Below are 12,894 nucleotides of genomic sequence, written 5' to 3' on the forward strand. Positions count from 1 at the left end.
AGTTTATCGCTCGAGTCTTACTCGAAATCACATCTGTGATCGGCAAAGAACCCCAGTAAAAATCGAGACCTAGCTATTAAAGCATTCTCGATCGCGCTGGCAATAATTTTCTTTTCGCCAGATAATCATGAATTTGGAGCGAGCTAAAGTGACAGATATCTTTATCTAATTCTTCGATCTTGATCGCTTTAAACAGAGGTGATTTCAGAGTTTCTCGCATTAAGCCTAAAAATTGCGGTTCTGCTACTAGGATTAATTGTCGCGCTTGCTCGGACTCTAGTAAATGAGCGATTCTGTTAGTAATTTTTTGGGCGAATTGACGGTCGAATTCAAGCATGTGGTCTTGTCGATGGTCGTCGTAACTGTGAGCTTGTCCCCTCGTACCGCGATTGCGTCCAGTTTTGGTATTTGCCCAAAGTTCTTGACCCTGAAGTTCTGCAACGGAATTTAGTAGTCCTTGACGTTCTCTCAATTTTGCTACAGTTTCGACAACAGATAAGTCTAATTCTGCCGTGTCTAGAGTAAAAAAACGTGCTTGAGTTCGGTTAACAACTACGATGACAAACTTACTCATGATTTACACCCTGTCAAACCTTAATATCAATCTTGTAGGTATTAATTACCTTGCAACACAATCTGCCGATTGGGATCGATAACTACAACTCGATCTGCGGTAACGTTTCCCACTACCGCACCTGCTGCTGCACCACCCAGAATTTCTCCGACACCTGCGCTACCAAAAACTTCACCGAGAACTGTGCCTCCGGCAGCACCAATGGCTGCATCTTCAGCGATCGCGCCAGCGGTTCTGTCTCTAGGGTCTTTAACGTCTTTGAGTACTGGAGAAATAGCACTAATCCGATAGCTATAGCGATCGTAAGTTACTGCTTCAGCGACATAGCGGAGTCCGCCTTTAGCTGGAATGTATTTCCCTACGATAGTGGCACCTTTGGGAATAACTATTCCGTCAATTACACCTCTTTTATCTGCCACTAAGTTATAGGAATAGCTGCGATTATTGTTGAGGTATAGAGTCTCTAATTGCGCACTAGTAGCTGTAATCGATTGGATTTGAGCTAACCCTACAGTTGGCAGTAAACCCAAACTGCCCAAAACCAGGGCTAAGGTCGTCCCAGCAGAAATGCTCGAGACTTTACTGAGTCGACCGAGTTTTGGTTTTAACATGACCAATTTACACCTCCTAGCACTACGAATGCGATCGCCAAAGGCAAAATTTTTAATAAATAAATTAAATTGTCCGTTCTACAATTAAATTATTATTAAGTTGTGTTTTTTTGAATTTCCTAGATAATAAAACTCGGTAATACTGATGCTATTGATAAGCTGGTTTAATCCACGAATAACTACTGTTTAGCGTTCAATACTAGTTTTTTGCTCATTTCCAACCTCAATCTCGACGGCGATTGAAGTCGATTTCAAGCAATTTATTAGTTAGTCTTCTAACTATAATTATATCAAGAATACAGCCAAGATTTTTTATCAAAAAGTTACGAAAATATCTCGATCGGTTCTTAAATAGCTACAACGGTAGTAGAGATTTTTTAATTAGCAAAGTTAGCCAAAGCCACAGGAGAAACAAGTCACGATGAACGACAACCTAATTCACGAGATGTCCGACGCAGACTGGATTAACCAAGGTAAAGCCGATGCTTGGGAGGGGAAACCCAAACAAACCCCAGAACACGATCCTCAGGCAGCCAGTATGTACGATCTAGGCTATTGTGAAGGAGAGATCGAGCGATCGCCAGTTAAGTCGAGGAGACAAAAGCCAAAATTGACCGATTAGCCTCCCTATTCAAGTAAATAATTAATACTCTGAAATGCTTAAAGATTTAGTAGCTTCTCCCTTAAACTTCGTCATAATTGAGTAGAAACATTTTAATACTTAAAGTCAAGTTGCCTCAAGCGATGTTCGAGCTACAAGAACGTAGTACCCTATCCTATTTCAAACAACTAAGTCCTATCCACAGATTTGGGAAAGTTTTAGAAACCACAGTTGAGAACACTCATCCCAGTCCATCGCCCTTAAATCGAGATTCAATTAAGATTTTAAGCTGGAATATCGCCAAAAATAATCGCGATCGCCACTGGAGTAAAGATTTTCTGTCAATTATCGAACGACATCAGCCAGATAAAATTTTTTTACAAGAGGTTCGTCTCTGTGCGATCGAGCAACAAATTCCCGAACTAACATCGATGGGTTGGAGTTTTGCTCCTAACTTAATTGACACTAGGGATGGCACCTATTCGGGAGTGCTAACTGCAACTAAAACCAATCGCCTTAATAGTAAAGCCAAGATTACCAAACACCGAGAACCGGTAACCGGTACGCCTAAAGTTTCTCTATTTGTTGAATATTCTCTCGGTAACGAGAAAGAAACTCTGCTAACTGTTAATGCTCATTTGATTAACTTCGTCGAAACCAAAAAATTTCAAGTTCAATTGCAAGAAATTAAAGCAATAATCGCTCGACACCAAGGAGCAGTGATTTTCTCGGGAGACTTTAATACTTGGAATCGTTCGCGATGGTTACTTTTATTACAGATGATAGATGAGTTGGGTATGACTCCTGTCAGTTTTCCTCGGGTTGAAGCCCTAAAAATCAAACGCTTCTTGCTGTCTCCGCCCCTAGATTATATATTTTATAGAGGACTAAAACAAAAATTAGCTAGTGCCAAAGTAATCGATACATTTTCCTCTTCAGATCACAATCCTTTGCTGGTAGAGTTTTATATTTAGATCGATAATCAACATATGCTCGATATGCTGGCAGGGATTAATATTAACATCGTCTCAATTTGGAGCGTAGTTACGGTAATCGTACATTGTTTGGGTGCTATTAGTGCTGCTCATGCAGTGATGGCGGTGCGTTCATCCCGAGGGGCGATCGCCTGGGGAATTTCTTTGATTACTTTTCCCTGGCTGGCTATTCCTTTGTATCTAATTTTAGGCAAAAACGAGTTTCATGAATATGCTAAAGCTCTACAAAAAGCATATTCAGAACAACATCAATTAGTCAGTCAAGTATATCAAACCATTCTGGAATTCAAAGCCGTACTTCCAGCTAAATTTACTACCCTAGAAAAACTTACCGAGGTACTCAGCCCTCTTCCTTTTACCGTTGGCAATGAGGTGACATTGCTCATTGATGGCGAGCAAACCTATAGAGAAATGTTACAGGCGATCGCCGAAGCTCGAGACTATATCTTGTTGCAATCCTATATTATTAATAACGATCGCCTGGGAAATGAATTCAAACAAGCTCTGATTGATAAAGCCAAGCAGGGAGTGAGGATTAATTTGCTCTATGACAAAATTGGCTCGCGTAAACTCCCTCGTACTTATCTTAAATCTTTACGTCAGCACGGCATCAATGTCGCTGGCTTTGGTAGTACCAGAAGAAAAGGTAACCGCTTTCAAATTAACTTTCGCAACCATCGCAAAATTGCGATCGTCGATGGACGAGTAGGGTTTATGGGTGGCTTAAATATCGGCGATGAATATTTAGGAAAAAATCTCCATTTTGGCTCCTGGCGAGATACTCATTTAAAAATTCGAGGTGCCGCAGTTCAATGTTTGCAAAGCGTCTTTCTAGGAGATTGGTATTGGGTGACCAAGGAAATTCCTCAAGTTTGCTGGCAGGTGCAAAGGGCGAGTAAACACAACCAAACGATCTTAATCTTACCAACGGGTCCAGCAGATTCCCTAGACAATTGCAATTTATTCTTTCTCTCATTAATCGAACGAGCCCAAAGTAGACTCTGGATTGCTACACCTTATTTCGTTCCGAATAGTTCTATTCTCAACGCTCTTAAGTTAGCTGCTCTACGTGGCGTAGACGTGCGGATTATTTTACCCAATCGCCCCGATCATTTAACTGTCTACTTATGTTCTTTTTCTTACTATCAAGAGTTGCAAGCGGTAAAAATTAAGCTATACCGTTATCGCTCTGGATTTATGCATCAAAAAGCTATCCTCGTCGATGGCGACATAGCAGGTGTAGGTACGGTTAACCTAGATAATCGTTCGTTTTTTTTAAATTTTGAAGTAATGACCTTTTCGATCGATAGTCACTTCATTCAATGTGTTGAAACTATGCTGCAATCAGACTTAAATCTTTCTTCAGCAGTCGACTTTAGTACTTATCAAAAAAAACCTTGTTGGTTTAAGTTAGCTGCTAGAATATCTCGCTTGTTAGCACCAATATTGTAACCATATCGAAGATTTTCTTCTCTTAGTTACTACCAAGGCGTTTCTCTAATCTCTAAAGCTCGAGCGTATTAGTTGGGCGGGCAGATTGGAATTTTTTTAGCAGGCTGAAGTTACCAAGTTACCAAACTAAAGTAGAGCGATTTTGCCATCAAACAACAACACTCAAGCTATACTCGCTGAGGCATTTCCACTCTTACATTAATCTGATTTGGAGTTTTACTGTTTGATATTTTTCAGTAAATTAACTCCCTGTTTATCCACTTGAGGAAATATCGGCTTTCTAGTTGAGTGTTACTGTTTTGATAAAACGAGACAGATATTAAATGAAACAGATTGTTAAACCTCCTTAAATTAAATGGGAACAAACCTGTAATCTTCTGTCAGGGAAGTTTTTTAGACTTCAATTATTAATTTATCACTTTTTGTTTTGAGACCGGGTAAATGATACAGAACTTTACTTAATAATCTCAATGTTTAGAATGAATTTTACAGCTCGTAAAACTGATAATTCATCTTAATGAATACAGTTTAGAGCGAATCTATTTACTACTAAAATTATCTGCTAAAATTACCAATATTTTGAATGATGAGAAAGATGAAGATCTTGCTAATTCATGGTCTTAGTCGAACACCCCTGTCACTGCTAGGTTTAGAGTGGGATTTACAACGAGCGGGATGGACGACCGAACAATTTAGCTACTTTGCCGTTACAGAAACCTTCGATCGCATCGTCGAACGCCTTCGAGTCCGACTTCAGGCACTAGCTAGCCAAGGTTCTTATGGAATTGTTGCCCACTCTCTCGGCGGATTATTAACGCGAGTAGCTCTCGGATTGGGTTCTATCGAACTGCCCAAACACATCGTGATGTTGGGTACGCCAAACCAGCTACCACGTCTCGCGCCTCATGCTTGGAAATTACCACTTTTTAGATGGTGGACGGGTCGATGTGGATCTAACTTAACCAATCCAGCTTTTTTTTCTTCCCTCCCAAGACTGAAATCTCCCTACACGATTGTGGCGGGAATTGGAGGAGCGACAGGATTCTGGAGTCCATTTGGAGAGGAACTCAATGATGGTATTGTTGCTCTGAATGAGACTAGATTGTCTGCTCGAGACCGCATAGTTCAGCTACCAGTCATGCATACCTTTATGATGAACGATCCCAGCGTTCGAGAAACGGTGATGCGAGCTTTGGCTCATCAAGAGCCAGCTTAGAAACAAGATAATTTAAAACCAGAGTTTTCTTCCTCTCGAAATAATCGATCCAGTTCTTGCTGCATCTGTTGGCAAACTCGATGATAGCAGTGCTCGACATAATCGCGATCGTGAGCCGCCTCCTCTCCATATCGCTCGAAGACAATCGCCGGACAGACTCTAGTGTGGAGAGCGATCGGCAAGGGAATATTGGGTAAGGGACCAAAGGCAATACCCCAAGGCAACCCCAGATAAATGGGGAATACGCCAGGATCGATGCCCCCCAACCAAGGCATACCCAATTGATGCAGTTGCTGCAATTGAGGATAGATATCCACCAACACAATTAGGGTAGAATGGGCTCCATGAGAAATAAACGGGATAATTGGAGCCTCTTCCTGCAAGGCTAGTTTGATAAATCCTTGATGCCCATGAAAATAGATCTTGTCTCTCAACGAATAGGGTCGAAACACATCCTTGGCTCCTCCCGGATAGATTAAAACAGCAGCACCTTGGCGCAGCGCTGCCCTCGCCAAATCCGGATGTGGTTGAATGGTGCCTACTTGTGTTGCCAAGCGAGCCAAACCAGGTAATAACTTCCAGATTTTGGGATCCATTAACGCATAGGCCGATCGCTCCGTACCAAAATTGCGAAACCAATCATAAGTCATCATCACGGTATCGGGAGCTGCCAAACCACCATTATGAGAACCAATCAAGAGCACTTTTCCTGTTTTGGGAATGTTTTCCCAGCCATCGGTTCGCACTCGAAAATAATTTTGGTATACCCAGCCGAAAAAAGGCATCAGCTTTTCAATTATTTCTGGGTTTCGGTCTTCTAGTGACCAACCAGTGAGGCTGTCGGCGGATGCTCTAGATGCTTTGAGATATAAATCTACACAAGTTTTTGCAGATTCAATTAAGGAGACTAAACTTTGAGGCGTTCGATCGTTCATTCAATAACCTGAAAATACTCTTTTAATCGAGAGTTTAAAATATATTCTCTTAAATCTATTAAAGTACTAACCAGGCAAACAAATCTTTGACCGTAAGATTTAGTTCGTTCACAAATGATGGGGGAAGCAAGACATCTGGCTCGTCAAACACCTCAACTTCTCGTTGGGGACGGTAAACCAAGACGGCTTTTTCGTCTGGATCGATCGACCACCCTATCTGAGTTCCATGCTTGAGACAATGAAGAATATTTTTGGTTACTTTTGTATAACTTTGGTCAGCAGACAAGATTTCAATTGTCCAATCTGGAGCTAGGGAAAAGGCATTAGCAATTTCTCCATTTTCATCACAGGGAATTCGATTCCAAACAAATACTGCGATGTCAGGTATGGTTGAGCGTCCTCCAAAGGTACAGCGTAACTCAGGAAATGTACAGGCGATTTTTTTCGGTTTAACTACAATATTAATAGCGGAAACTAGTTCTCCTTGAATCCTACTATGTTTCCCCTGGGGCATGGGTTTTTGAACAATTTGACCATCAATGTACTCACTAGAAGGCTCAGTTTCTGGCAGTTCCAAAAACTCCTCCAATGTCAGTACTTTGGAACAAGCTTGTAACATTTTGAGGTTGTCTCCAACTTTGCCAGGTCAATTTCTTATCCCTATTTTATTTTAATCGATATTATGTTCACTCTCGCCAATACTTAGGATCGTTGAGCGTCTCAGCACATATTACTCGCCCACTAACATGACCAATAGTACCTGGGCGAAGTTCTCGAACCATCCAGGCTTCAGAGTTTTCATAAGGAATTGGATGCGGTGCGTCAAATCCCTTCACCCCAGCGGGGGTAAAGCCATACTTTTGGTAATAGCCGGGATGACCTAGCACAAACACCAGTTCCATATCCGCTGTCTTCAACTGTCTTAACCCTTCATTGATTAGCTGAGCTCCGATTCCCTGATTTTGATATTCTGGGCGTACAGACAAGGGGGCAAGGATAGCCGAAGAAACTATTGGCTGATGCTCGATTTCCGTGCTCGTAAGTAAAATGTGTCCAATAACGTTATCATTAGAAATCGCAACAAGCGATAACAATGGTTGCGCACTTGGATCTTCCAATAGATCGGTCACTAGATCGGCAATTTCTTGCCCTTGCACCTTACCAAATGCAGCAATGACAACATCCAAAATCGCTTGTCTATCTGATTCCAAGGCTCTGCGTACATTCAAATTCATACTGGGCTGTTCTTGAACGCTAAGGAACCAGCTGAACCGCATCCGTTACTCGACGCGATTAGCTTATTGCGAGCGGAAACTTTCTGAATATCCACTCTGTATAGAGTAAATCAGAGAAATTTTTCCTATATTTACTCCCTAAATGATATTAAGAAACTTTCGGTACATTCGCTATTCTGCTCTAACAATTGTCCCACGATTGCCCTTCAAAATGGCTGCTGCATCTTCTAACTTTCCAATTCCCGCTATACTCTCTGTAGCCTCAACAAAACGACAAGCTGCTTCTACCTTCGGTTGCATCGAACCGGGAGCAAAGCTATAGTTGGGTAACTGCTGTGGGGTTATCTCATGTATTACTCGTGCTTCTGGGCTATCCCAGTTAGCGTAAACAGCATCTACATCGGTTAATAGCAGTAACGCATCGGCTTTTAACTCTGTTGCCAGTATTGTCGTCGCTAAATCTTTATCGATTACTGCTTCAACTCCACGAATACTACCTGCATGAGTAACCACAACGGGAATACCACCACCGCCAGCACAGACGACTAATGCTCCCACTTTTACGAGTAAGCGAATTGCCGATAATTCTAAGATTCGTTTGGGTTCTGGAGAGGGGACGACGCGGCGATAGCCTTCCCTATCGGGGGCAATCGTCCAATCTTTTGTTTTAGCTAACTGTTTCGCCTCACTCTCTGAATAAACCGCACCGATGGGTTTAGTAGGTTCGGTAAAACCAGGATCGTCGGGATCTACTTCAATCTGAGTGAGCAGAGTGACTATCGATCGCTCTGGTAGTTGATTGTGGAGTTCTTGTTCGATTAAATAGCCGATCGCCCTTCTGTCTCGGCATCTAGAATATCGAGAGGATAGGGTTTGACTTGCTGGTAAGCTTCGGCTTGCATTGCCAGCAGTCCCACTTGGGGACCATTGCCGTGAGTGAGTACTACTTGATGTTCTCTAGCAACTTCGGCGATCGCTTTGGCTGCTCGCTGAATATTTTGTCGTTGGATATCTGCTTCTGGAGTTTGACCGCGCCTAATTAGGGCGTTACCGCCCAAGGCAATAACCACGAGCATTATTACCTATCCTCCCAAATTGTTCTGCACGAGAAACTTCTCGACTTGAGCCGAGAGACTCGGCGTACCTGTCTCGGCGAACTCATAGCGGGCACGGACTACTGGTTTGTTGAGTTCCATCAGCGAACTGAGATCGCTAGGAGTAGCTGCTACGACTACGTCAGCTTCTGCATTGTTAATAGTTTTTTCTAGTGCTTTGAGTTGGGAAGGGAAATAACCCATCGCTGGCAATACTGAGCCAATGTGAGGATAGCGGTCATAAACTTCAGCAATTTCTGGAACGGCATAATCTCTAGGATCGACAATCGTTGCTGCTTGAGCGCGGGTAGCAGCTACGTAACCAGCACCGTAGGACATGCCGCCATGAGTAGTAGTTGGACCATCTTCGACTACTAAGACGCGGCGATCGCGTACCGCTTCTGGATCGTCTAATTTAATCGGCGAAGTACCGCGAACGATTGTAGCTCGAGGATTAACTTTTTTGGCTGTATCCCTAACCTGCTGTACGTCCGCATCAGCCGCCGAATCGATTTTAGCAATGACTACAATATCTGCCATCCGCAAGACTACTTCCCCTGGGTGGTGAGTAGTTTCATCTCCGGGACGTAAAGGATCGACTAACACCAAATGTAGATCTGGTCGAATGAAAGGAAAGTCATTATTACCACCGTCCCAAAGGATAATATCTGCTTCTCGTTCGGCTTTTTGGACGATTAATTCATAATCGATTCCTGCATAGACTATGTTACCCAACTCTATATGAGGTTCGTATTCTTCCCGTTCCTCAATCGTGCATTCAGCTACATCTAAATCTGCTTTACTAGCAAATCGTTGCACTACTTGCTTTTCTAACTCTCCGTAAGGCATAGGATGGCGGATAACTGCTACCTGTAACCCTTTTTGAAGCAGTAGTTTAGACAGCCAACGGGTAGTTTGAGACTTGCCACAACCAGTCCGGACTGCAGAAACAGCGATTACGGGTACTTTGGCAGACAGCATAGTTCGTTCGGGACCTAAAAGTAAGAAATCCGAACTTGCTACCATGGCGCGGGATGCTAAATGCATTACTTCAGCGTGAGTCAAATCACTGTAGGCAAACATCACACGGTCTATTCGTTCTCGACGACAAAGGGATTCAAATTCAGTTTCATCGACGATCGGAATACCGTCAGGATAAAGAGAACCGGCAAGACTAGGTGGATAACGACGGTTGGCAATGCCTGAAATTTGTGCTGCGGTAAATGCCACTACTTCTACTTCTCGGTCGTGGCGGTATACCCGATTAAAATTATGAAAATCTCGACCTGCCGCTCCCATAATAATAATTCTAGAAGGCGATCGCTTTCGTCCCCCCATGAGATTGCTCCTCGATTAGATTGCTAAGTTGAGTTATAAAAAAATCTTAAACTATCGTTTGATTAATACTTTCCACGCTTAAAGTAACTAAACTACTTGAAGAACTTATGAAGAAATCGACTAGGGAGGAATCTACAGCACTTTCTGTCCCATTTTTCAATGACTATTTATGCGGTACCAAACGCTCGCTAAATCATTTCGATCTGTGATTGTCTATCTCAACTAGAATGAAAATTCATCACAAAATCCTCAAATAAACTTCCTAATCTATAACTAGAGACAAAAAAGCTAGGATCTAGCTATCGCTCTTTGACGCTCGAGCGAAGCTAAGGAGTATTATGAAAACTTTGGCAAGAACAAAACTAAATTGTCGGCAAGAAAACTCTAGGGAAAAAACCTCCAAAAAATCCCTAACCATATTTAATGCTGACCTGGGACATAATTTGGCTAAAAGCATTGATAATTTGCGTAAAAATTTAATCGATTTCGATCCGAATTACGAACCGAAAATATCGGAAAGAAAAGATCGATATGGCAATACTTATTTCCGAATCTACGATCCAATTAGCGATCGCTTTATTTACCTCGGTTCTGAAGAGGAAGTTAGATCTTGGTTAGACAAACGTTATTATCTTTAAACAAATTATTCTTATTTTATTATTCCCAGCTTGAAAGCGATTCCCAGGTCGTATAGTCAATTTCCGAACGATAGACAAATTTTAAACGCTGCGGGAGGTATGAGATGAGTCATCGCCAAAGAAAAGAAATAATTACAGATACGACTCCAGAAACAGTATTTTGGATTGTCATAGTTTTATTATTCATCCCGGTAATGCTGACTATTTTACTTTAATAAGTTAAAAATAAGTTGAATTGGAAAGCAATTGGCTCAAAAAATCTCACTTAAATCCAAACTAAATCCAGGTAAGATATCTTCTCCCGATAGGGTTTGAGGATTATTTAAAATCTCTACTCGTTGCCCGACTCGATATATTTCAACTGTTTTTGCTGACGGCTCGATTAACCAACCGAGTTGCACTCCATTATCTAAATATTCTTCTATCTTTGCCTGCAAGTCTTCGTATCCTTGGTTCTCGATATCACTAGGACTTACTAGCTCGATAACAAAATCAGGAGCTATCGGCGGAAAACCTTGTTTTTCTTCTAGAGTTAAGGTATTCCATTTCTCTAATGTAATCCAGCTAACATCAGGACTTCTTCTCGCACCATTGGGTAAAACGAACACCGTAGAAGAATCAAAAGCCTCTCCCGTACCGTCTCGATCTGTCCAAATTCCTATTTGCTGTGTTAAACGACGGTTTTTTCTTCCTGCTTCACCTCCAGTGGGACTCATAACAATTAATTCTCCATCTTTGGTTAATTCGATTCGAGCTAGCTGTTCGGCAGATGCTAGTTGCTCAAATTGTTCTGGAGTTACTTTAAATCCCTTGGGGATAGCAATGGCTTCCATCGATCTTGGTTCGACTGATAACTGTAATTTTATTTTAAAGCCTTTATATGTGATGGAACGCCGAATCGGGTGAACGAAAAAAGGTGTGGGAGTAAAGAGTAAAGAGTATTGTACTTATTACTTATTGCTTAAACTGAGTACAGTATCCAAAGGCAGTTAAAGACTCAGCTATTACGATTGTACCAATCTAAGATTCGATTCCATGCCCACCAGCGATCGCCGTCTTGATTTTCACGCTGGCAAGTTTTGCTACTAATATAGCTGACATGTCCTCCGTTAGCAGTCAGCACCAAGTCAATCGCCGAATTTTCAGCACCAGCAGCCTGTAGCTCGGGTACGATTGCCGGATCGAACATCGGATCGTCAATTGCGTAGAGGATCAGGGTTGGTTTTCTCAAGTGAGGTAACAAGGTTAAAGCACTACTGCGCTTGTAATACTCTTCGACTGACGAGAAACCCAATCGCTCAATCACCAGTTCTCGGTCGAAACTCCAAATACTTTTAACTCGCTTAATTGCGGCTCGATCGATTTTCTCTGGATGGTACTGATGAATCCGTAAAGCTTGTAATTTCAGTTCTCGTGCGATCGCTTTTTCTATAAATCTACCCAATTTACTTTGAACTAGATAGGTTAGAGAACGATTAGAATCTAAACTGGGGCAAATCACTGCTCCACCAGCAATTTCTGCTTCTGGTAAACCGAGATCTGACCCCCAGGTTCCCATCGTTTGTGCTGAATTAACCCCCCATAACGCCAGTTGTCCTCCTAGAGAGAATCCGGTAAACCAAAATGGTGCTGGACAACCCATGGTTTTAGCTGCTGCAGCAATACGAACGAAATCTTCTCCTTCATACAAACCATCGGAAGTGAGCGTTGCAGATAACTCGGCTGTTTTGCCATGAGCACGCCAGTCAAACAAAACCACGGCATAATTTTGGGCAAATGCCTTGCGTCCCAACAGCCTTAGAAACCATTGGTTATCCAAATCTCCTGTAATCCCGTAAGTACCGACAATAGTTCCTCGTGGGCGTTCGGGAATAGCCACAATGCCAAAAATTGGCACTCCTGCCGCACCGACAAAGATTTTTTCTTGGTAAAGTGGTTCTGATTCGGTAATGGTCTTTTCCCAATTACGGCTGGCTTTCAAAGCGGTGTAGACAGTCATCGTCATGCCGTTTTTCAGCAACGTAGGTGGAGTGTAGGAAAGATGGCGCATAAACAGACTGATGTTTGAAGATGTTTTTGTGGATCTTGACACAGTTTCCAATTCCGATGCAGTAAATAAATCGGAACTACTGCTATTGTAACGAGCGAAAAAAGCCAGGTTGTCACACTTCACAACATCCTCAAACTTTTTAATTAACTTTAAAG

General features: G+C 42.2%; 13 protein-coding genes and 1 pseudogene. 5 read left to right on the plus strand and 9 right to left on the minus strand.

Going from position 1 to position 12,894, the window contains the following annotated elements; genetic code table 11:
- Positions 1 to 76: 76 nt before the first annotated feature.
- Both ACLFKQ_RS19130 and ACLFKQ_RS19135 read right to left on the minus strand, forming a co-directional pair.
- The gene (locus tag ACLFKQ_RS19130; protein ID WP_449001354.1) at positions 77 to 574 is read right to left on the minus strand and encodes a host attachment protein; all 498 of its coding nucleotides are present in this window, start codon (positions 572 to 574) and stop codon (positions 77 to 79) included.
- A gap of 41 nt (positions 575 to 615) precedes the next feature.
- Positions 616 to 1,185: a hypothetical protein gene (locus ACLFKQ_RS19135; RefSeq protein WP_449001355.1), complete on the minus strand. Its 570-nt coding sequence runs from the start codon at positions 1,183 to 1,185 to the stop codon at positions 616 to 618.
- A 421-nt stretch (positions 1,186 to 1,606) separates the two neighbouring features.
- Between ACLFKQ_RS19135 and ACLFKQ_RS19140 the strand changes: the two genes are divergently transcribed.
- The 4 genes from ACLFKQ_RS19140 (at position 1,607) to ACLFKQ_RS19155 (ending at position 5,449) form a co-directional block, all read left to right on the plus strand.
- Positions 1,607 to 1,807, plus strand: coding sequence for a hypothetical protein (locus ACLFKQ_RS19140; RefSeq protein WP_449001356.1), 201 nt, complete (start codon positions 1,607 to 1,609; stop codon positions 1,805 to 1,807).
- 77 nt (positions 1,808 to 1,884) lie between these two features.
- Positions 1,885 to 2,760: an endonuclease/exonuclease/phosphatase family protein gene (locus tag ACLFKQ_RS19145; protein ID WP_449001357.1), complete on the plus strand. Its 876-nt coding sequence runs from the start codon at positions 1,885 to 1,887 to the stop codon at positions 2,758 to 2,760.
- 24 nt (positions 2,761 to 2,784) lie between these two features.
- Positions 2,785 to 4,233, plus strand: coding sequence for a cardiolipin synthase (gene cls, locus ACLFKQ_RS19150; RefSeq protein WP_449001550.1), 1,449 nt, complete (start codon positions 2,785 to 2,787; stop codon positions 4,231 to 4,233).
- A gap of 595 nt (positions 4,234 to 4,828) precedes the next feature.
- On the plus strand, positions 4,829 to 5,449 hold the full coding sequence (locus ACLFKQ_RS19155; protein ID WP_449001551.1) for an esterase/lipase family protein: 621 nt from the start codon (positions 4,829 to 4,831) through the stop codon (positions 5,447 to 5,449).
- Here ACLFKQ_RS19155 and ACLFKQ_RS19160 read toward each other — a convergent pair.
- The 5 genes and pseudogenes from ACLFKQ_RS19160 to ACLFKQ_RS19180 all read right to left on the minus strand — a co-directional run bounded on the left by ACLFKQ_RS19160 (position 5,446) and on the right by ACLFKQ_RS19180 (position 10,051).
- Positions 5,446 to 6,384, minus strand: a complete 939-nt coding sequence (locus tag ACLFKQ_RS19160; protein WP_449001358.1) for a lysophospholipid acyltransferase family protein — start codon at positions 6,382 to 6,384, stop codon at positions 5,446 to 5,448. The genes ACLFKQ_RS19155 and ACLFKQ_RS19160 overlap by 4 nt on opposite strands.
- Before the next feature lie 58 nt (positions 6,385 to 6,442).
- Positions 6,443 to 7,003, minus strand: a complete 561-nt coding sequence (locus tag ACLFKQ_RS19165; protein WP_449001359.1) for a Uma2 family endonuclease — start codon at positions 7,001 to 7,003, stop codon at positions 6,443 to 6,445.
- 67 nt (positions 7,004 to 7,070) lie between these two features.
- Positions 7,071 to 7,595 carry a GNAT family N-acetyltransferase gene (locus ACLFKQ_RS19170; protein ID WP_449001360.1) on the minus strand — a complete coding sequence of 175 codons (525 nt, stop codon included), beginning with the start codon at positions 7,593 to 7,595 and terminating at the stop codon, positions 7,071 to 7,073.
- Between the two features lie 195 nt (positions 7,596 to 7,790).
- Positions 7,791 to 8,695: pseudogene (gene arcC, locus ACLFKQ_RS19175) on the minus strand (carbamate kinase).
- A gap of 6 nt (positions 8,696 to 8,701) precedes the next feature.
- Positions 8,702 to 10,051 (minus strand): cyclic 2,3-diphosphoglycerate synthase, encoded by a 1,350-nt coding sequence (locus ACLFKQ_RS19180; protein ID WP_449001361.1) that lies wholly within the window; start codon positions 10,049 to 10,051, stop codon positions 8,702 to 8,704.
- 338 nt (positions 10,052 to 10,389) lie between these two features.
- Between ACLFKQ_RS19180 and ACLFKQ_RS19185 the strand changes: the two genes are divergently transcribed.
- A complete protein-coding gene (locus tag ACLFKQ_RS19185; protein ID WP_449001362.1) occupies positions 10,390 to 10,689 on the plus strand; it encodes a phage integrase Arm DNA-binding domain-containing protein in 300 nt (99 codons plus the stop codon).
- A gap of 251 nt (positions 10,690 to 10,940) precedes the next feature.
- Here ACLFKQ_RS19185 and ACLFKQ_RS19190 read toward each other — a convergent pair whose 3' ends face one another.
- Positions 10,941 to 11,522, minus strand: a complete 582-nt coding sequence (locus tag ACLFKQ_RS19190; protein ID WP_449001363.1) for a Uma2 family endonuclease — start codon at positions 11,520 to 11,522, stop codon at positions 10,941 to 10,943.
- Between the two features lie 164 nt (positions 11,523 to 11,686).
- The gene (locus tag ACLFKQ_RS19195; protein WP_449001552.1) at positions 11,687 to 12,739 is read right to left on the minus strand and encodes a YheT family hydrolase; all 1,053 of its coding nucleotides are present in this window, start codon (positions 12,737 to 12,739) and stop codon (positions 11,687 to 11,689) included.
- Between the last annotated feature and the right edge of the window lie 155 nt (positions 12,740 to 12,894).

The sequence above is a fragment of the Myxosarcina sp. GI1(2024) genome (assembly GCF_053543375.1).